Annotated in this window: 17 protein-coding genes and 1 rRNA gene; 16 read left to right on the top strand and 2 right to left on the bottom strand. The window is 66.7% G+C overall.

Annotated features, from left to right (window positions below; translation table 11 throughout):
* The first annotated feature begins 15 nt into the window (after positions 1-15).
* The 8 genes from MVF96_RS09405 (at position 16) to MVF96_RS09440 (ending at position 7,478) form a co-directional block, all read left to right on the top strand.
* Positions 16-267: a F0F1 ATP synthase subunit C gene (locus MVF96_RS09405; RefSeq protein WP_004021252.1), complete on the top strand. Its 252-nt coding sequence runs from the start codon at positions 16-18 to the stop codon at positions 265-267.
* A 47-nt stretch (positions 268-314) separates the two neighbouring features.
* Positions 315-803 (top strand): F0F1 ATP synthase subunit B, encoded by a 489-nt coding sequence (locus MVF96_RS09410; RefSeq protein ID WP_055474991.1) that lies wholly within the window; start codon positions 315-317, stop codon positions 801-803.
* Between the two features lie 2 nt (positions 804-805).
* A complete protein-coding gene (locus MVF96_RS09415; protein WP_137810078.1) occupies positions 806-2,230 on the top strand; it encodes a F0F1 ATP synthase subunit B/delta in 1,425 nt (474 codons plus the stop codon).
* A gap of 86 nt (positions 2,231-2,316) precedes the next feature.
* A complete protein-coding gene (atpA, locus tag MVF96_RS09420) occupies positions 2,317-3,945 on the top strand; it encodes a F0F1 ATP synthase subunit alpha (protein WP_055474989.1) in 1,629 nt (542 codons plus the stop codon).
* Positions 3,946-3,990: 45 nt separating this feature from the next.
* The gene (locus tag MVF96_RS09425) at positions 3,991-4,914 is read left to right on the top strand and encodes a F0F1 ATP synthase subunit gamma (protein WP_055474988.1); all 924 of its coding nucleotides are present in this window, start codon (positions 3,991-3,993) and stop codon (positions 4,912-4,914) included.
* Positions 4,915-4,982: 68 nt separating this feature from the next.
* The gene (gene atpD / locus MVF96_RS09430; RefSeq protein ID WP_010842985.1) at positions 4,983-6,431 is read left to right on the top strand and encodes a F0F1 ATP synthase subunit beta; all 1,449 of its coding nucleotides are present in this window, start codon (positions 4,983-4,985) and stop codon (positions 6,429-6,431) included.
* Positions 6,432-6,440: 9 nt separating this feature from the next.
* Positions 6,441-6,821, top strand: coding sequence for a F0F1 ATP synthase subunit epsilon (locus MVF96_RS09435; protein ID WP_055474987.1), 381 nt, complete (start codon positions 6,441-6,443; stop codon positions 6,819-6,821).
* 216 nt (positions 6,822-7,037) lie between these two features.
* On the top strand, positions 7,038-7,478 hold the full coding sequence (locus MVF96_RS09440) for a DUF2550 domain-containing protein (protein WP_058252759.1): 441 nt from the start codon (positions 7,038-7,040) through the stop codon (positions 7,476-7,478).
* Here the strand turns inward: MVF96_RS09440 and MVF96_RS09445 are convergent.
* Positions 7,475-8,167 carry a cob(I)yrinic acid a,c-diamide adenosyltransferase gene (locus MVF96_RS09445; RefSeq protein WP_137810079.1) on the bottom strand — a complete coding sequence of 231 codons (693 nt, stop codon included), beginning with the start codon at positions 8,165-8,167 and terminating at the stop codon, positions 7,475-7,477. The genes MVF96_RS09440 and MVF96_RS09445 overlap by 4 nt on opposite strands.
* Before the next feature lie 98 nt (positions 8,168-8,265).
* Here MVF96_RS09445 and murA point away from each other — a divergent pair, with 98 nt between their 5' ends.
* From murA to MVF96_RS09480, 7 genes are all read left to right on the top strand, one after another.
* Entirely contained in the window at positions 8,266-9,522 is a 1,257-nt protein-coding gene (gene murA, locus MVF96_RS09450; protein WP_058252773.1) for a UDP-N-acetylglucosamine 1-carboxyvinyltransferase, read from the top strand.
* 138 nt (positions 9,523-9,660) lie between these two features.
* On the top strand, positions 9,661-10,932 hold the full coding sequence (gene mdo / locus MVF96_RS09455; protein WP_137810080.1) for an NDMA-dependent methanol dehydrogenase: 1,272 nt from the start codon (positions 9,661-9,663) through the stop codon (positions 10,930-10,932).
* 96 nt (positions 10,933-11,028) lie between these two features.
* Complete coding sequence (locus MVF96_RS09460; protein WP_247452084.1) at positions 11,029-12,126, top strand: MadB family AAA-type ATPase; 1,098 nt, start codon at positions 11,029-11,031, stop codon at positions 12,124-12,126.
* Positions 12,123-13,670 carry a MadC family VWA domain-containing protein gene (gene madC / locus MVF96_RS09465; RefSeq protein WP_137810082.1) on the top strand — a complete coding sequence of 516 codons (1,548 nt, stop codon included), beginning with the start codon at positions 12,123-12,125 and terminating at the stop codon, positions 13,668-13,670. Before MVF96_RS09460 ends, madC begins: the two co-directional genes overlap by 4 nt.
* 78 nt (positions 13,671-13,748) lie before the next feature.
* Entirely contained in the window at positions 13,749-14,924 is a 1,176-nt protein-coding gene (locus MVF96_RS09470; RefSeq protein WP_137810083.1) for an iron-containing alcohol dehydrogenase, read from the top strand.
* A complete protein-coding gene (locus MVF96_RS09475) occupies positions 14,924-16,303 on the top strand; it encodes a MadS family sensor histidine kinase (RefSeq protein ID WP_137810084.1) in 1,380 nt (459 codons plus the stop codon). Before MVF96_RS09470 ends, MVF96_RS09475 begins: the two co-directional genes overlap by 1 nt.
* Positions 16,300-16,956, top strand: a complete 657-nt coding sequence (locus MVF96_RS09480) for a MadR family response regulator transcription factor (RefSeq protein WP_058252764.1) — start codon at positions 16,300-16,302, stop codon at positions 16,954-16,956. Before MVF96_RS09475 ends, MVF96_RS09480 begins: the two co-directional genes overlap by 4 nt.
* On the opposite strand, the gene mftM is transcribed toward MVF96_RS09480, so the two are convergent.
* The gene (gene mftM, locus MVF96_RS09485) at positions 16,886-17,854 is read right to left on the bottom strand and encodes a mycofactocin oligosaccharide methyltransferase MftM (RefSeq protein ID WP_247451909.1); all 969 of its coding nucleotides are present in this window, start codon (positions 17,852-17,854) and stop codon (positions 16,886-16,888) included. The genes MVF96_RS09480 and mftM overlap by 71 nt on opposite strands.
* Positions 17,855-18,590: 736 nt before the next feature.
* On the opposite strand from mftM, the gene MVF96_RS09490 reads away from it, so the two are divergent.
* Positions 18,591-20,113 (top strand): 16S ribosomal RNA (locus MVF96_RS09490).
* Positions 20,114-20,404: the final 291 nt, after the last annotated feature.

Here is a 20,404-nt window from a genome sequence, read left to right on the forward strand (position 1 = left end):
AAGGGAAATATCACAATGGATCCAATGATTGGCCTCGGCGCACTCATCGGTGGCGGCCTGATCATGGCCGGTGGCGCCGTCGGTGCCGGTATCGGTAACGGTCTGGCCGGTAGCCAGCTGATCGCCGGTATCGCTCGCCAGCCCGAGGCACAGGGTCGCCTGTTCACCCCGTTCTTCATCACCGTCGGTCTGGTCGAGGCGGCCTACTTCATCAACCTGGCCTTCATGGCGCTCTTCGTGTTCGCCACCCCGATCAGCGCCGGCTGATCGTCGCTCTCCCTTTTGTCGCCGAGTAGAAACGACACCTCACCACAATGACGCTTGCTGCAGAGAACTTCCTGCTCCCGAATGGAACGTTCTTCGTTGTCCTGCTCATCTTCGTGATTTTGCTGCTGGTCATCCGCAAGTTCGTGGTTCCGCCGATCCAGCAGGTCCTCGAGGAGCGGGACGCGATGATCCACCGCACCGTGGAGGACAACCGGACCGCCGCCGCCGAATTCGAGGATGCGGACGTCCAGTTCCGTTCGCTCCTCAAGGAAGCGCGCGGTGAGGCCACCGCCAAGCGCGACGATGCTCGCGCCCAGGGGCGGGAACAGCTGAACGAGATGAAGCAGCGAGCGACCGCCGAGGCCGACGCCGCCCTGCAGTCGACCAGCTCCGAGCTGGCGACGCAGGGTGAGCAGGCCGCCTCGACGGCTGCAGCTGATGTGGACGCACTCGCCAAGACGCTTGCGGCGCGTGTGCTCGGTGTCGACTCGGCAACTCTTTCCGATACCCGATCGACGAGCGGAGCGGTGAACTGATCATGGCTGCCAACACTGAGACCGAATCCGACCAGGGCCCCATCGGCACCTGGCTGCACGACATCGGTGCTGCGTTCGACCCCGCGATCTTCATCGCTCAGCTCTTCGGCTTCGCGGTCATCCTCTTCCTCCTGTGGAAGTACGTCCGGCCGCCGGTGGCGAAGATGATGCGGGATCGACAGGAGACCGTGCGTCAGCAGCTCGCCGAGAGCGAGGCCGCTGCCAAGCGCGTCGCCGACGGCAAGCAGGCCCGCGAGAAGGCGGTCGCCGAGGCCAAGGCTGAGGCGGAACAGATGCAGAAGGACGCCGCGGCTGACGCCGAGGCGATCACCTCCGACATCCGCGCACAGGCCGACCACGAGGTCAAGCGCATCTCCGAGCACGGCCGCAACCAGGTCGCCCTGGTGCGCGCCAACCTCGTTCGTCAGCTGCGCACCGATCTCGGACTCACCGCGGTCGACAAGGCCGGCGAACTGGTGCGCAACCATCTCGCCGACGACTCGGCCCAGGCGGCGAGCGTCGACCGGGTCATCGACGAACTCGAGGAGATGTCGTCGGGTTCGACGAACGCGGTTCCCTCGAGCGCCTCGCTCGTCGGTCTGCACGCGATGCGTGCCGCCAGCCGCGACGCCGCTCTCGCCGTGTCGGAGCACTTCGATTCGGCGGCAATCGATCTCGACGGTTCGGCACTTGCCGACGCCTCGGGTGACCTCACCGCGGCGATCAACTTCCTCGGCGAGAACCCGGTCCTGCGCAAGCGCCTGGTCGAGGACGACGAGAACCCCGAGGGCAAGAAGGCCATGGTGCACCGTCTGTTCGACGGCAAGCTCGCCCCGGTCGTCGTCGAGGTGCTCGCGACCGCGTCGAGTCAGCGGTGGTCGTCGTCGAGCGACTTCGTCGTCGGTCTGCGTCGTCAGAACTCCCTGATCGTCCTCACCGCCGCCGAACGCGACGGGGTCATCGAGCAGGTCGAGGACGAGCTCTTCCGGGTGAGCCGAGTCCTCGAGGCCAACCCGCAGCTGTCCTCGCTGCTGTCCGACCACGGCAAGGACGCCGACAAGCGCGTCGACCTGCTGAAGAAGCTGGTCGGCGACAAGGTCGGCACCCACACCTGGACGCTGCTGTCCTCGACCGTGCGCCTGCTGCACGGCCAGGCCGCCGACGTCGCGGTCGATCAGCTCGCCGAGCTGGCCGCCGCCCGTCGCGGCGAGTCGGTCGCCCACGTGGTGTCCGCCTCTCCGCTGTCCGATGCCCAGATCGATCGACTGTCGGGCGTGCTCGGCGGAATCTACGGTCGGACCATCTCGGTGCAGACCGAGATCGCCCCGGAACTGCTCGGCGGTCTCCGGATCAGTGTCGGCGACGAGGTCATCGACGCCGATGTCGCGACACGGCTGGCCAAGGCCGCCGAGACGCTGCCGCGCTGACGACCACCCCGACACACCCGAACCCACGAAGCCCAGAGCTCAGAGCCTTCGAGACTCCGAGCCACATCAAGGAAAGACGAGAACCCATGGCGGAGTTGACGATCTCACCAGACGAGATCAAGGGAGCGATCGAGCAGTACGTCTCGTCGTTCGAAGCCGAAGCGTCGCGTGACGAGGTCGGCATCATCACCGATACCTCGGACGGCATCGCCCACGTCAGCGGCCTTCCGAGCGCAATGGCCAACGAGCTCCTCGAGTTCCCCGGCGGCGTCCTCGGCGTCGCACTGAACCTCGACGAGGACGAGATCGGCGCCGTGATCCTGGGTGACTACGAGTCCCTGGAAGAAGGCCAGCAGGTCAGCCGCACCGGCGACGTGCTCTCCGTCCCCGTCGGTGATGCGTTCCTGGGACGCGTCATCAACCCGCTGGGTGCCCCGATCGACGGCCAGGGCGACATCGAAGCCGACGAGCAGCGCGTCCTCGAGTTGCAGGCCGCCACCGTGCTCGAGCGCCAGCCGGTCGAGGAGTCCCTCGCCACCGGCATCAAGGCCATCGACGCCATGACCGCCATCGGCCGCGGACAGCGTCAGCTCGTCATCGGCGACCGCAAGACCGGCAAGACCGCGGTCTGCATCGACGCCATCCTGAACCAGAAGGCCAACTGGGAGACCGGCGACCCCACCAAGCAGGTTCGCTGCATCTACGTCGCGATCGGTCAGAAGGGTTCGACCATCGCCGGCGTCAAGTCCGCCCTCGAAGAGGCGGGCGCGATGGAGTACACCACCATCGTCGCGGCTCCCGCCTCGGACTCGGCCGGCTTCAAGTGGCTGGCCCCGTACACCGGCTCGGCCATCGGCCAGCACTGGATGTACCAGGGCAAGCACGTCCTCATCGTGTTCGACGACCTGACCAAGCAGGCCGAGGCCTACCGCGCCATCTCGCTGCTGCTGCGTCGTCCGCCGGGCCGCGAGGCATACCCCGGTGACGTCTTCTACTTGCACTCCCGTTTGCTGGAGCGTTGTGCGAAGCTGTCCGACGAGCTCGGCGGCGGCTCGATGACCGGTCTGCCGATCATCGAGACCAAGGCCAACGACGTCTCGGCGTTCATCCCGACCAACGTCATCTCGATCACCGACGGCCAGGTCTTCCTGGAGTCGGACCTCTTCAACAAGGGTGTTCGACCGGCCATCAACGTCGGTACCTCGGTGTCGCGCGTCGGTGGCGCCGCCCAGACCAAGGGCCTCAAGAAGGTCTCGGGATCGCTGCGTCTGGAGCTGGCCCAGTTCCGTGAGCTGGAGGCCTTCTCGGCCTTCGCCTCCGACCTCGACGACGCCTCGAAGGCACAGCTCGAGCGCGGTGCCCGCTGGGTCGAGATGCTGAAGCAGGACCAGTACAGCCCCTTCTCGGTCGAGGATCAGATCGTCTCGATCTACCTCTGCGGTGAGGGCCACTACGACTCGGTCCCGGTCGACGACGTGCGCAACTTCGAGACCCAGCTGCTGAGCCACCTGCACCACAACGCGACCGGTGTCTACGACTCGATCGCCGGCGGCAAGGTGCTCAGCGACGACCAGGCCGAGGCCCTGATCGCCGAGACCAACAAGTTCAAGAACGGCTACCTCACCCACGACGGCCGTCGCGTCGTCAACGAGGCCGAGGCCGAGGCGATGGATGCCGACAACGTCGAGAACGAAGAGATCAAGATCCGCAAGTGATCTCAGACGTCAACGGACATCGCGAAAAGGAAGGGGTGAGGGCTCATGGCCAGCATTCGTGAGCTGCGCTCACGCATCCGGTCGGTCCAGTCGACCAAGAAGATCACCAAGGCTCAGGAACTGATCGCGACCTCGCGTATCACCAAGGCACAGGGACGGGTGGCGGCGGCCAAGCCGTACTCGCAGGAGATGACCGCCGTGCTCTCGGAGCTGGCGAGCAACTCGGGATCGCTGGACAACCCGCTGCTCAACGAGCGGGAGAACCCGAAGCGCGCGGCGATCCTGGTCGTGACCAGCGACCGCGGTATGTGCGGTGGTTACAACGCGAACGTGCTCAAGGCGACCCGCGAACTCATCGCGCTCCTGCGCGACGAAGGCAAGGAAGCGGTCCTGTTCGTCATGGGTCGCAAGGGTGTCGGGTTCTTCAGCTTCCGGGGTCTGGAGATCTCGGACTCGTGGACGGGCTTCTCGGAGTCACCGCAGTACTCGGACGCGGCGACGGCGACCAGCTTCCTGGTGGACCTCTTCCAGGCAGGATCGGGCACCGAGGTCGAGCGCCCAGAAGGAGACGGCACCCTCGAGGGTGTCGACGAGCTGCACCTGGTCTACACGCGGTTCCAGTCGATGCTGGCGCAGGTGCCCGAGGTCCGGCGGATCGCCCCGCTGGTCGTGTCGCACGACGAGGATTCGTCCGACGACACGCCGTCGCGCAACTACACCTTCGAACCCGGGGCCGACGCCCTGCTCGACGCGCTGCTGCCGAAGTACGTGGCGACGCGGGTCTACGCGGCGCTGCTGGATTCGTCGGCATCGGAGTCGGCCGCGCGCCGCACCGCGATGAAGGCCGCGACGGACAACGCCGAAGAACTGTCCAAGTCGTTGTCGCGCGAGGCCAACCAGCTCCGCCAGGCCCAGATCACCCAGGAAATCAGCGAGATCGTCGGCGGCTCGAGCGCACTGGCGAATTAGCGTGCGCGCCAGCCGAGTCGGATCGACGAGAACCCATACTTCGATAAAGAGGAAGTGACCCAAGCACCATGACCGCAGCAGTAGAAACCCCCTCCGCGCAGTCGGCGGGTTCCGCCGACGGGCGGGTCGTCCGCATCATCGGCCCCGTGGTCGACGTCGAGTTCCCGCGGGGCTCGATTCCTGAACTGTTCAACGCCCTGCACGCCGAGGTCGCTCTCTCCTCGGTCGCCAAGACCCTGACCCTCGAGGTCGCGCAGCACCTCGGTGACAACCTGGTGCGCACGATCTCGATGCAGCCGACCGACGGCCTGGTCCGCGGCGCGGCCGTGTCCGACACCGGCAAGTCGATCGTCGTGCCGGTCGGCGACGTCGTCAAGGGCCACGTGTTCAACGCCCTCGGTGACTGCCTCGACAGCCCGGGCCTCGGCCGCGACGGCGAGCAGTGGAGCATCCACCGCAAGCCGCCGGCCTTCGACGAGCTCGAGGGCAAGACCGAGATCCTCGAGACCGGCATCAAGGTCATCGACCTGCTGACCCCGTACGTCAAGGGCGGCAAGATCGGTCTGTTCGGTGGTGCGGGCGTCGGCAAGACCGTCCTCATCCAGGAGATGATCACGCGTATCGCGCGTGAGTTCTCCGGCACCTCGGTGTTCGCCGGCGTCGGTGAGCGCACCCGTGAGGGCACCGACCTCCACCTCGAGATGGAGGAGATGGGCGTTCTCCAGGACACCGCGTTGGTGTTCGGTCAGATGGACGAGCCGCCGGGCACGCGTATGCGCGTGGCGCTGTCGGCGCTGACCATGGCGGAATACTTCCGCGATGTGAAGCACCAGGACGTGCTGCTCTTCATCGACAACATCTTCCGCTTCACGCAGGCGGGCTCGGAGGTCTCGACCCTCCTCGGCCGTATGCCGTCCGCGGTGGGCTACCAGCCGACCCTGGCCGACGAGATGGGTGAGCTCCAGGAGCGCATCACCTCGACCAAGGGCCGATCGATCACCTCGCTGCAGGCGATCTACGTCCCCGCCGACGACTACACCGACCCGGCACCGGCCACGACCTTCGCGCACCTCGACGCGACCACCGAGCTCTCGCGTCCGATCTCACAGCTGGGTATCTACCCCGCCGTGGACCCGCTGACCTCGACCTCGCGCATCCTCGAGGCGTCGATCGTCGGCGACGAGCACTTCCGCGTCGCCAACGAGGTCAAGCGCATCCTGCAGAAGTACAAGGAACTGCAGGACATCATCGCCATCCTCGGTATGGACGAGCTCTCCGAAGAGGACAAGGTCACGGTGCAGCGTGCGCGCCGTATCCAGAAGTTCCTCGGCCAGAACTTCCTCGTCGCCGAGAAGTTCACCGGCCAGAAGGGCTCGGTCGTCCCGCTCGCCGACACCATCGAGGCCTTCGACCGTGTCGCCAAGGGCGAGTTCGACCACCTGCCCGAGCAGGCGTTCAACAGCTGCGGTGGACTCGACGACGTGGAGGCCGCCGCCGCCAAGATCAGCGGAAAGTAGCGGTTCGCCATGGCTGAGAAGTCCTTCCACGTCGAGGTTGTCTCCGCGGATTCGAGCCTGTACTCGGGAGAGGCCACGTTCGTGATCGCGCAGACCACCGTCGGTGAGCTGGGTGTCCTGGCCAACCACGAGCCGCTCCTGGGCCAGCTGGTCCCGGGTGGCTTCGTGGTCATCGTCGAGGAGAACGGCAACCGTCGTGCGGCAGCGGTCGAGGGCGGGTTCCTCTCCGTCACCGGCGAGGCCGTCACGGTGCTGGCGGAGTCGGCCGACTGGGCCGACGACGTCGACGTCAACGCGGAGAAGACCGCGCTCGACGAGGCGGAGCCGGATTCGCCCGAGTACCACCGTGCTCACGCGCGTCTGACTGCGGCACAACACCTTTCCCGGTAGAGCGAGCCGCGCGAGCGGTTCGGGTCAACGATCGACCTCGGCCGGCCATCGGAATTCTCCGTTGGCCGGCCGAGGTCGTTTGGCGTCTCATGTGCACGTTCTGGCATGCTTGTTCCACAGCCCCCCCTGTCCCGCGTGTATGCAGCCCAAGCCGTCTGGAGCCCTACCGGGTTCGACGCTTCGCCTATCCGCGGTGACTGCACGAAGGAGTAGGTGATGTCGCTGGCGGTCGTGATGCTCAGTGTGCTGCTGGCGGTGGCGCTCCTGTTGTGTGGCTTCCTGGCGCTGCGGCTGGCGCAACTCCGTCGCGCGGGCACTCCGGTCCTGCTGCGCACGGTGCCGGCCGGCGTAGACCAGGGATGGCGTCACGGCACCGTGCACTACAGCGACGACTCTCTGCGCTACTACCGGCTCACGTCGCTGAAACCGGGGCCGAACGTGACGTTCGCACGACAGGGCATGGAGATCTCCGGTCGTCGCGCCCCCGAGGGCACCGAGACGGAGATCCTCGACGGCATGCTCATCCTCCAGGTGCAGACCGCCGGCCGGGCCGAGGACGACTACGAACTGGCGATGGGCCCGGGTGCGGTGACCGCGTTCCAGTCCTGGCTCGAATCCCGGCAGTCCGCGAGATCGCAGCGGCGCCGCAGCGCCTAGGAATCCGGCTGCGCCGGGGCTTTCCCGCCCGTCTTCGCCGGGTCTTGATGGACCGGCTTCGCCGGGGGCCGTTGCCGGTTGCCGCCCGGAACCCACTTGACGTCGCCGGGCGAGTTCGCGCCCTGTTGGTCACCTCCCGCGGCGGGGCGAGTGCGGTTCGCCACCCGCGACAGGATGAACAGCAGATCCGACAACCGGTTCAGGTATTTCGCGGGCAGCACGCTGGTGTCGTCGGGGTGGGCGGCGACCGCGGCCCACGCCGAGCGCTCGGCCCGTCTGGTCACCGTTCGTGCCTGATGCAGCAGGGCAGCCAGCGGTGTGCCGCCCGGCAGGATGAACGAGTCCAGTGCGGGCAGATCGGCACCGAAGGAGTCGCACCAGCGCTCGAGGGCGTCGATGTAATCCTGTGCGATGCGCAGCGGTGGGTACTCGGGGTCGTCGACGACCGGCGTGGAGAGGTCGGCGCCGGCGTCGAAGAGGTCGTTCTGGACGGTCGTGAGCACTTCCCGGAGGTCGTCGGGGACGTCACCACCGAGTGCCAGGGCGACACCGATGACGGCGTTCGCCTCGTCACAGTCGGCGTAGGCGACGACACGCGGATCGGTTTTGGGCACCCGGGAGAAGTCGCTCAGCCCGGTGGAGCCGTCGTCGCCCGTTCGGGTGTAGATCCTCGTCAGGTGTACCGCCATGCGTCGAATGTACTGCGCCGGACGCACAGGATCGGGAGCACGGTCGGAGGACGTACTGGCCGGTGGGCCGGTGACCCCGGACGGTTAAGGTGGCAGTCGTGAGCGATCGGTTTCTGGTGTCCGGGGGAGCGCGTCTGTCCGGCGAGGTGGCAGTGGGGGGCGCGAAGAACAGCGTCCTGAAACTCATGGCCGCGGCCCTCCTCGCCGAGGGGACGACCGTGCTGACCAACGCACCCGAGATCGCCGATGTCCCGCTGATGGCGGACGTTCTCCGCGGTCTGGGTGCGGTCGTCGACATGGACGGCGAGACGGTCACCATCACGGCGCCGGCGGAGCCGAAGTTCCATGCCGACTTCGCGGCGGTCCGGCAGTTCCGCGCCTCGGTCTGTGTCCTCGGCCCGCTGATGGCGCGTTGTCACCGAGCCGTCGTGGCGCTGCCCGGCGGAGACGCGATCGGGTCGCGGCCGCTCGACATGCACCAGGCGGGTCTGCGTGCCCTGGGCGCCACCAGCTCGATCGAGCACGGCTGCGTGGTGGCCGAGGCCGACACGTTGGTCGGCGCACCGATCGCGCTGGAGTTCCCGTCGGTGGGGGCGACCGAGAACATCCTCATGGCCGCCGTGCTCGCCGAGGGACAGACCACCATCGACAACGCCGCCCGCGAGCCGGAGATCGTCGACCTGTGCGTGATGCTGCAGCAGATGGGCGCACAGATCGACGGCGCCGGCACCTCGACGCTGACCGTCGTCGGTGTGGACCGGCTGCATCCGACGACACACCGGGTGGTCGGAGACCGCATCGTCGGTGCCACCTGGGGGATTGCGGCCGCCATGACGCGCGGTGACGTCACCGTGCGCGGCGTGAAACCCGAGCACCTGCAGCTGGTTCTGAACAAACTGGGCGACACCGGCGCGGTGGTCGACACCTTCGACGACGGCTTCCGGGTCCGGCACGATCGCCGGCCCACCGCCGTCAACGTTTCGACTTTGCCGTTTCCCGGATTCCCCACCGATCTGCAGCCGATGGCGATCGGCCTCGCCGCCATCTCCGACGGCATGTCGGTGATCACGGAGAACGTCTTCGAGGCCCGGTTCCGCTTCGTCGAGGAGATGGTCCGTCTCGGTGCGGATGCGCGGACCGACGGCCACCACGCCGTCATCCGCGGGATCGACCGCCTGTCGAGTGCGCCGGTCTGGTGTTCGGACATCCGGGCGGGCGCCGGCCTCGTGCTGGCCGGGCTCGTCGCCGACGGCGTGACCGAAGTACACGACGTCGAGCACATCGACCGCGGGTACCCGCACTTCGTGGAGATCCTGCGCAGTCTCGGCGGTGAGATCGAGCGCGTGCGCGACTGAACCCTGTCCGATCGGACAGGTACCGGCCCGTCCGGCCGGGTGCACTGTGGTCGAGGACGGGCAGGACCCCTTGTCCCGGTTGTGATCTGGACGACATTCTCGTTGTGACAGACCAACCGTCACAAGGAGTTCACCACCATGGCCATTGAGCTGAACCAGATCTGGGACTTCCCGATCAAGGAGTTCCACCCGTTCCCGAAGGCGAAGCTGGGTGTCGGCGCGCACGACATGCTCGGTGTCGAGGCCAAGGACCTGGGCATGACCCGTGCGCTCCTGATGACGACGGGTCTACGCGGCTCCGGGATCATCGAGGAGCTGATCGGCAAGATCGAGTACCAGGGCGTCGACGTGGTGCTCTACGACCAGGTGGAGTCCAACCCCAAGGACTACAACTGCATGGACGCCGCGGCCCTCTACCAGTCGGAGAAGTGCGACGGCATCATCTCGGTCGGTGGCGGCTCCAGCCACGACGCCGCCAAGGGTGCACGTATGGTCATCGCCCACGACGGCCGCAACATCAACGAGTTCGAGGGCTTCTCCAAGGCCACCAACAAGGAGAATCCGAAGCACATCGCGGTCTCGACGACGGCCGGCACCGGCTCGGAGACCTCCTGGGCGTACGTCATCACCGATACCTCGGACATGAACAAGCCGCACAAATGGGTGGCCTTCGACGACACCTGCCTCGTCGACCTGGCGATGGACGACCCGCTGCTCTACTACACGTGCCCCGAGCACTTCACCGCCTTCTGCGGTTTCGACGTGCTCGCGCACGCGAGCGAGCCCTACGTGTCGCGTCTGGACTTCGCACCCTCGCTGGGCAATGCCAAGTACTCGATCGAGCTGATCCGCGACCATCTGCGCACCGCCGTGTACGACCCGCGAAACCTGGCGGCCCGCACCGGGATGATGTACGCGCAGTACATCTCCGCGCAGGCGTTCAACTCCGGCGGCCTCGGTCTCGTGCACTCGCTGTCGCATGCGGTGAGCGCGTTCTATGACAGCCATCACGGGCTGAACAACGCCATCGCCCTTCCCCGCGTCTGGGAGTACAACCTGCCGTCTCGCTACGAGCGTTACGCCGAGATCGCCGCGCTGCTCGGTGTCGACACATCGAAGATGACGACGGTCCAGGCCGCCGACGCCGCCGTCGAGGAGGCCATCCGCTTGGGCAAAGACCTCGGCATCCCCGACAACTTCGGTCAGCTGTCGACGAGCAGTTACGACAAGAACCGGATGAACACCGGCAAGTACGAGGGTCGTGGCGAGACCATGGACACCTCCGACAAGCAGATCCGCGCCATCGCCGAGCACATGATGGACGACTGGTGCACGCCGGGCAACCCGCGTGAGAGCACCGTCGCATCGCTGATTCCGATGGTGGCGCACGCATTCACGGGCAGCTACTGATCCGCCCTGCTCACCCCGCCTGATCCGCGAACCCGATCCGATAGCCCCGATCCGAAAACCGCAGGCCGACAAGGAGTCCGACAACCCATGACGCACATGTGCGCAACCAGGCCATCGAACCAGGACGTCACCGGGGACACCACCGAGGGCAGGTCGTTTTCCTCCGTGGAGGCGCTGACCGACGCCCTGGGTGGGCAGGGGTATCTGATCGGACCGGAACTGGCGGTCGTCGTCCACCTCGCGACGCTCCTCGACCGGCCCCTTCTCCTGGAGGGGCCGGCCGGGGTCGGCAAGACGGAACTGGCGAAAGCACTGGCCGCGGCATCGGGGCGTGAACTCATCCGGTTGCAGTGCTACGAGGGTCTCGACGAGTCCCGCGCCCTGTACGAATGGGACTACGCGCGACAACTACTCCACGTGCAGATGCTGCGCGACCGGATCAGTGCCGAACTCGCCGCCGAGACAACCCTCTCGGCCGCGAGCTCGGCGCTCGCGCGCGCCGAGGTGGGCGTCTACACCGAGGACTTCCTCGTCGCCCGACCGCTGCTGGCGGCCATCACCTCACCGTCTCCGACCGTCCTGCTGGTCGACGAGATCGATCGCACCGACGAGGCGATGGAGGCGGTGATGCTCGAGGTCCTCGCCGAGCGTCAGGTGACGGTGCCCGAACTCGGGACCTTCGCGGCACGTTCATCGCCGTGGGTCATATTGACCTCCAACGACACTCGTGAGCTTTCGCCTGCACTCAAGCGCCGCTGCCTGCACTTCCAGGTCGACTACCCGGACCCGCAGACCGAGCGCGACATCGTCGCGGTCCGCGCGCCCGACGTCGAGAAGACGATCATCGGCGAGGTGGTCGACCTCGCGCGGCGTCTGCGGGAGCTCCCGTTGCGCAAGAGTCCGTCCATCGCGGAGGTCATAGACGCCGCGCGAGCTGCTTCCTACCTCGGGTCCCGGGACGGAGAGCCGGGAAGGCCGATCGGCGCAGACGACCACAATGCGCTGCTGGCGTTGCTGGTGAAGTTCGGTTCGGACGGCGAGATCGCCCGTCGCGCTCTGTCTTCCGAACACGGAGGACCGCCGGCGGAAGGCTCGCCGATCGGCGTGGACGGGACCACGCCCGGCGGGTCGGTGACCGCGCGCGCCTTCGGAGCGGGGCGCGCCCGCAGTGCGGGTACCCGTCCGGGCCGATGATCCCGATGTCTGTGCCGGTCGCCGCGTCGAGGCGTGCCGACCCGCTCGATCTTGCCGCGGTCGCGTTCGGGAGGGTGTTGCGGAGCTCAGGGGTTGCCGCTTCGCCCGCCGAGGTGATCGAGATCCGGCGGACCCTGTCGATGGTGGGCACCGCCGAACCGGCGATCCTGCGTGCGGCCCTGCAGAGCGTCTGTGTCAAATACGGTTATGAGACAGCTGGTTTCGAGCGGTCCTTCGAGCTCTTCTTCCTCGGTGCCGAACCCGATCCGGACGGCGGAGACGACCTTCCGCGGGTGCGTGGCGTCGCGGCCGATCTGCCCGATGACGTCGTCTGGGACGAGGAGTTCGAGGGCGCGGCCCGGCAGATCGGCGCCGACGAACACACCGACGAGATCGGCCACCTGATGGCCGAGGACCCCGATGCCGCACACCGCGACGCCGAGAGCGCCCATCGCGAGGAGAACGACTTCAGCGTGTCGGCGGGAGCGGAGCAGCTCGGCGTCGACCCGGACGGCGGAGCGACCGGTGGGGGAGTGACGTACACGGTCGAGGTCGACACCGCGGACTCGTCGACCGTCGGCGAACTCACCGGACCGGCGACTCGCGTGTCGAGCCGGCCGCTTGGGCTCACCGGCGCCGCCGCCATCCTGGCCGCCCTCGATGCCTACGATCCGCGCAAGGCGTACGGTGCCGACGGCAACGAGGACCTCGGCGATGCGCGGAGAGCCGAACTCGAACGCGCACTAGGTGCTTTCGTCGACGCACTGGTCGCCCGACTGGACGCCGACGGAGTCGTCGAGGCAGTGTCCGGCGCGGACCGGCGGGCCGAGGGGTACGTCGACCAGGCGGAGATCGATCGCGCGTGCCACCGGCTGATCCAGCGCATGCGCGGCGCGCCGCGACGGGTGGTCCGTCCGGTCGACCGTGGTGCGCTGGACATCAGGGCAACGATGCGGGCGGCGGCCGCGACCGACGGTGTGCCCGCCGAACTGTGGCGACGCCGCCGGCGCCCCGGTCCGGTCCGGATGCTCGTCCTCGTGGACGTCTCGCTCTCGGTCCGGCCGGTCACGGGGTTCATCCTGCGTCTGGCACAGACACTGCACCGCTTCGGTGACCGTTGCGAGGTCATCGCGTTCGTGGATAGGCCGGTGCGCGTCACGACCGCATTGCGGACCGCGGCCGCCGACTCGGCCCTCGCAGCGGTGCTGGCCGCCGACGGTCTCGATCTCGCCGCGACGAGCGATTACGGGCGCATGTTCGGCGAACTGCTGGGCGAGTTCGGAGACCTGATCAGCAGACGGACCTCGGTACTGGTCGTCGGGGACGCGCGCAGCAACGGACTCGACCCGCGCGTCGACCTCGTCGCCGAGGTGGGCCGGCGATCGCATCGGATCGCCTGGATCACACCGGAACCCGAACGCTACTGGCAGCAGTCCGGGTGCGCGATGGCCGACTACGCCGACCACTGCAGCGGCGTCGTTAGCGTGCGTGACGGTGCCGAGATGCTCGCGCGTTGTGACGAGCTGGGTGCGGCGCTGAGGTGACCTGGGTAGCGTCGGGGTACCGCCGGGGCGAGGTGGTCGGACGGTGCGGTCGGAGTGGATGGAACGGAGGCGGGACGAATGGTGGGTGACGTCCGTCGGCGCGCATCGGGCCAGGTCGCCAAGTTCCACACCCCGGAGATCGTGCTGGGCCCGGGCGCCTTCGGGGAGGTGCCGGTCGCGACGGCGGGACTCGGGATGCGCCGACCGTTCGTGGTCAGCGATCGTTGTCTGGAACGCACCCCCTGGTACGCACAGCTGATGGCCGGGCTGCGTGCCTGCGGCCTCGACGCGGCGTCGTACCTGGATGTCTCGCCCAACCCGCGGTCAGGCGAGGTCGCGGCGGCGTTCCTCGCCTACAAGGCACACGATGCCGACGGCCTCGTCGCCCTGGGCGGCGGTTCGGTGATCGACGCCGCCAAGGGTGTCGCGGTGTTGGCGGCCAACGGCGGTCACATCCTCGAGTACGAGGGAATCGACCGTGCCCGACGACCGCTCCCGCCACTCATGGCGGTGCCGACGACGGCCGGCAGCGGCGCCGACGTCTCCCAGTTCTGCATCATCAACGACGCCGAGCGGCGTACCAAGGTGACCATCATCGGGCGTTCACTCGTGCCGGACGTGACGGTGAGTGACCCGACCCTGCTGATGACCGCGCCCGCCGCGGTCACCGCCCAGGTCGGCATGGATGTACTCACCCACTGCGTCGAGGCCTACGTCTCACTCGCGCACGGACGACTCACCGATTCGCTTGCGCTGGAATCCATTCGTGGCGTGTGGACGCATCTCGAACGCCTCGTCGACGATCCGCGGGACCGGGTCGCGGCCGAGGAGATGTCGCTCGCGGCGCTACGGGCGGGGATGGCGTTCACCAACGCGATACTCGGCGCCACGCACGCGATGAGTCACCCGGTCGGCGGGCACTGCGACGCCCCGCACGGCGCGATCAACGCCGTCCTGCTGCCGCACGTGATCCGCTACAACGCCCATGTGTGTGCCGACGGCTTCGTCGACCTGGCCGACGCCATCGGGGTCGAGACATCCGGTGACGCCCGGACCGTCGCCGACCGACTGGCCGATGCGATCGCCGCGCTCGGCGCCCGGGTCGGCATGCCGGCGTCGCTCGAACCGCTGGGCGTGCGCAGCGCCGACCTCGACCGCCTCACCGCCCACGCGCTGGCCGATTCGTGCATGACCACCAACCCGCGGCGTCCGCAGGCCGCAGGCATCCGGGACCTCTACGCCGAAGCGCTGTGATGACCGGTCCGTCGCCCGAGCGGAGCGCTCTCCCCGAACAAGCCGACCTCGAGAGCCTGGTCGGACTCCGCAGCGTCAAGGGCAGCCACTACGCGGCGCTGCGCGGGGTCGAGGCGCGGCTGAGTCGGGTGGTCGGTGCGCTGGAGCGGATCTCGCGTGCTCTCGTCCGTACCGCCGAAGGGCCCGAGGCTTTGGTCATCGCGGTCGTCGAGGCGGCACGGGACCATCTGGGCGCGGACTGGGTCGTCTTCGCGCTCGCGGACGGCCGACTCGAGCAGTCGGCCCCGCGCCACCTGATCAGCGCGAGCGGTGGTCGGCTCTACGCCTTCGAAGGGTCCGAGCGGGCCGCCACACCCGACGACCTGCCCGACGAGGTGCTCAACCGGCTCAACGACATCCTCCGCGGACACGAGACCGTCCTGCACGGCGCGATCCTCCAGGAGGACCACGTCCACGTCCCCGTCGAACTCGACGGCAACGTCGTCGGGGGACTGTCGGCCTGGACACCGGTCGGTCGCATGGTCGATCCCACCGATCTCGTCGTGCTGCGCATCCTGGCCAGCCAGGCGATCGTCGCACTGCTCAACGCCGAGCTGTTCTCCGAGACCGACCGCCACGCAATGGAACTCGCCGAGCGCAACACCGAACTGGAACGTACCCAGCGCGAACTGTCGGCGGCGATGCGGGCGACCGTGCTCAACGAGGAGCGCGGACGGATCGCCCGCGAGCTCCACGACTCGGTCACCCAGTCGGTGCTGTCGGCGGGGGTGCAGATCGAACTGTGTCGCGGCCTCGTCGAAGGTCCCGCACTCGATCGCCTGGAGATGGCGGGCCGGCTGACCAAGGAGGCCGTGGAGCAGTTGCGGTCGTTCATCTACGCGCTCAACAACGCTACGAACGCGCCGTCGCCGAGTGTGCGCGACGTCCTGACCGAGCTGTGCTCGTTGCACATGCCGCCGGACCTGCGCACGGCGGTCCACATGCGCGGCCGGGAGCGCGATCTTGCCGATGAGGTCCAGCACGCCCTGCTGCGGATCGCCGGCGAGGCCCTCTTCAACACCGCCGTCCACTCGCGTGCCCACCAGGTCACGGTGACCCTCACCTACGCCGTGGACACCGTCGCACTGTCGGTCGACGACGACGGCGTCGGTGATCCCGAACATCTGCGCCGGGTGATGCGCACTGCGTCGCTCGGCGATCTCACGGCCGGACGGCACCGCGGCCTGGCCAACATGTCCTCGCGCGCCGCCGAGCTCGGAGGCGAACTGCGGATCCGCCGGTCGCGCATCGGCGGTATCCGCGTCGCGGTGGTGCTGCCGATCGGCACGGCCGGCACCGCGACGCCCGACGACCCGCTCAGAACGAAGGAGTTCGGTTGAGCGACAACGACATCAGGCGCCCCATCCGGACCCTTCTCGTCGACGACCACGCCCTCCTGCGCCAGGGGATGCGGTCGCTGCTGGAGCGCGAGGACGTCGTGGACGTGGTCGGCGAGGCGGGATCGGCCGACGCCGCGCTGGCCGAGGTGAACGCCCGACACCCCGATGTCGTCGTGGTCGACCTCAAGCTGTCGGCGGGCACCGAGTACGAGGGGCTGCGGCTCATCGAGCAGATCGCGCAGCGCCACCCGGAGGTCGCCGCGCTGGTGCTGACCACGTTTCTCGACGACGATCTGGTCGTGCGCGCCGTGCGGGCGGGAGCCCGGGGGTACGTGGTCAAAGATGTCGACACGACCGAACTCGTGCGCGCGATCCAGGCGGTGTCCGGCGGCGGCAGCGCCTTCGACCCGCGCAGCGCGGCCGTCGTCCTCCGCGCGGTGTCCGGCGAGAACGAGAAGTCCGAGGCACTCAGCGACCGGGAGCGCGAGGTCTTGCGGCTCCTCGCCGACGGGCTGTCGAACAAGCGGATCGGCGAGACGCTCTACATCTCGGAGTCAACCGTGAAGTTCCACATTCGCAACATCATTCGCAAGCTCGGGGTGTCCAAGCGGACCGACGCGGTGTACATCGCCAGCAAACGCGGGCTGATCTGACGCGGTCGCTCGGTACCGCGGCCGGACTCGAGGAATCAGGACCGGGGGTGAGGACGAGCCATCCGCCGTGATCGACGAGGACCTCGGCGCCGGCATGCGGGACGGCTCGAGCCCAGCCGCACAGGTCGTTCTCGGTGAGCCGGACGAGGTGGCCGAAGTGCGGGCTCGGCTCGTCTTCGAACGGCACGCCGATGACCACGCGCTGCCGGGCGACCCGGAGGGCCTCGCCGATCGCGGCGTGCGCCCCCGCAGGATCGAGGTGCTCGAGGAGATGGATGAGCGTGACGGTGTCGGCCGAGTCGTCGGCGTAGGGGAGAGCGATCGCGTTCCCGACGGTTGCGACGACGGGCAGTCGGAGTCGGTGAGCGGCGTCGGAGAGCAGCGACACCGCGCCGGGCGAGATGTCGCAGGCCGCGACCTGGAGACCGTCCAGGGCGCAGGCGAGAGCGAAGAAGCCGAAGCACGATCCCACCTCGAGGACGGCCCCGCCCGAGACGAGGCTCCGCGCGCGTTTGTGGACGGGCGCGAATGCCGATGCGCCCGTGCGTAGTTCGCGAAGCGAGTTGTCGTAGAAAGCCGCCCACGCGTCGGTGGACCTACTCGCCGAGGTGCGGATGATCCCCATCGCGGCGGATTCGAACTGCGACTGGCCGGCCAACACGCCGGCCTCGACGAGAGCGACGAGTCCGTCGACGACCACGGCGTCGGAGATGCTGTGCTCGTCGAAGGGATGGGCGATGTGCAGGACGCCCGCCTGTCGGCGCCAGGAGAGGAGACCGCAACGCGTGAACCCCTCGGGGACAAGCGCGGACGAGACAACCCGCGGTGGGAGTCCGGGTACCGGCGATGCGCCGATGGGCGCGGTCGTCGGGGTCGTGGCCAGTTCGGTCGCGGTCATGTTTCGACCGTATGAGCGCTCTGACCTGCGCATAACTGACCGACCGGGGGTGATGACCTGTCCGAAAGGACGGTCTGCGACGCACGTCACATCGATGTGATTCACCGAAATCCGCGAGCAGCAGCGGGATTCGACTCCGATGGGAAAGCGATGACCTGCGACGATGGCTGTACTGGCGGGCGGCGAGCAGGCGATTTGACCCCAGCGATCCGCTTGCGTAACTTTCTTCAGGTCAGCGAGCCACGGCGCCGCCCCGGAAGGGCCTGAGAGGGTCTGATGGTGGGGAGTGGAGACCGGGTTTCTTGGCTGGCCGCCCCTGAATGTTTTGGCTTGAGTTGTTGTGGCTTGGGTAGAGTGTTTGGGGTTGCTGGGTCTCTCAGTGGTTCGGAATTCTTCGGGGTTGCGGGCTGTGGGTGGGGTCTGGTAGGCTGGAAGAGTTGCCCCGGAGACGGGGTGGCTGGCAAGGTTGAATGCGAAGTCTGCTGGTGGGAGCCCTGATGTGGGGTGGGTAGCTGGTGGGTGTGTGTTCTTTGAGAACTCGATAGTGTGATGATGAATTGTCTGATGCCAATTTGGCATCGTGCATCTTTTGTGGATGTAGATGTTTGTTTTTTGTGTGGCGTCCGGGCCCCGTCCTGGGTGTCACATTTTGCTAGGTTTATTTTGGTCAGGTTGTGCTTTCCTGATTGTGTTGAAACGCCGGCCTCTTGTGGGGTTGGTTTTGTTTCACTGTTTTTTCATGGAGAGTTTGATCCTGGCTCAGGACGAACGCTGGCGGCGTGCTTAACACATGCAAGTCGAACGGAAAGGCCCAGCTTGCTGGGTACTCGAGTGGCGAACGGGTGAGTAACACGTGGGTGATCTGCCCTGCACTCTGGGATAAGCCTGGGAAACTGGGTCTAATACCGGATATGACCAACTGTCGCATGGTGGTTGGTGGAAAGCTTTTGCGGTGTGGGATGGGCCCGCGGCCTATCAGCTTGTTGGTGGGGTAATGGCCTACCAAGGCGACGACGGGTAGCCGACCTGAGAGGGTGATCGGCCACACTGGGACTGAGACACGGCCCAGACTCCTACGGGAGGCAGCAGTGGGGAATATTGCACAATGGGCGCAAGCCTGATGCAGCGACGCCGCGTGAGGGATGACGGCCTTCGGGTTGTAAACCTCTTTCACCAGGGACGAAGCGGAAGTGACGGTACCTGGAGAAGAAGCACCGGCCAACTACGTGCCAGCAGCCGCGGTAATACGTAGGGTGCGAGCGTTGTCCGGAATTACTGGGCGTAAAGAGCTCGTAGGCGGTTTGTCGCGTCGTCTGTGAAATTCTGCAACTCAATTGCAGGCGTGCAGGCGATACGGGCAGACTTGAGTACTACAGGGGAGACTGGAATTCCTGGTGTAGCGGTGAAATGCGCAGATATCAGGAGGAACACCGGTGGCGAAGGCGGGTCTCTGGGTAGTAACTGACGCTGAGGAGCGAAAGCGTGGGTAGCGAACAGGATTAGATACCCTGGTAGTCCACGCCGTAAACGGTGGGTACTAGGTGTGGGTTCCTTTTCACGGGATCCGTGCCGTAGCTAACGCATTAAGTACCCCGCCTGGGGAGTACGGCCGCAAGGCTAAAACTCAAAGGAATTGACGGGGGCCCGCACAAGCGGCGGAGCATGTGGATTAATTCGATGCAACGCGAAGAACCTTACCTGGGTTTGACATACACCAGACGCGGCTAGAGATAGTCGTTCCCTTGTGGTTGGTGTACAGGTGGTGCATGGCTGTCGTCAGCTCGTGTCGTGAGATGTTGGGTTAAGTCCCGCAACGAGCGCAACCCTTGTCCTGTATTGCCAGCGGGTTATGCCGGGGACTTGCAGGAGACTGCCGGGGTCAACTCGGAGGAAGGTGGGGATGACGTCAAGTCATCATGCCCCTTATGTCCAGGGCTTCACACATGCTACAATGGCTGGTACAGAGGGCTGCGATACCGTGAGGTGGAGCGAATCCCTTAAAGCCAGTCTCAGTTCGGATTGGGGTCTGCAACTCGACCCCATGAAGTCGGAGTCGCTAGTAATCGCAGATCAGCAACGCTGCGGTGAATACGTTCCCGGGCCTTGTACACACCGCCCGTCACGTCATGAAAGTCGGTAACACCCGAAGCCGGTGGCCTAACCCCTTGTGGGAGGGAGCTGTCGAAGGTGGGATCGGCGATTGGGACGAAGTCGTAACAAGGTAGCCGTACCGGAAGGTGCGGCTGGATCACCTCCTTTCTAAGGAGCACACAACATCACCCATTTCTGCCGGCGTATGTCTGTGCGGTGGGTGTGTGTTCGAGGGTGAAACATCAGACAGGCTCACCTCTTCTACACCGGTAGAAGGATGGGGGGTCACTGCGGGTCCGTGAGGGCTGGCGGGTTCATTGTCACGCTATCGGGGTTCTGAGGGAACACATGCGTGTTGTCTCTGATCTAGCTCATGACTGGGGTGCGGGTGGTGATCGTGACTGTGATGGTCGCGGGAGCGCGTGCACGGTGGTGGGTGTGTGTTGTTTGAGAAGTGCA

The organism is Gordonia hongkongensis (assembly GCF_023078355.1).
In the GTDB taxonomy this organism is placed as follows: Bacteria; Actinomycetota; Actinomycetes; order Mycobacteriales; family Mycobacteriaceae; genus Gordonia; species Gordonia hongkongensis.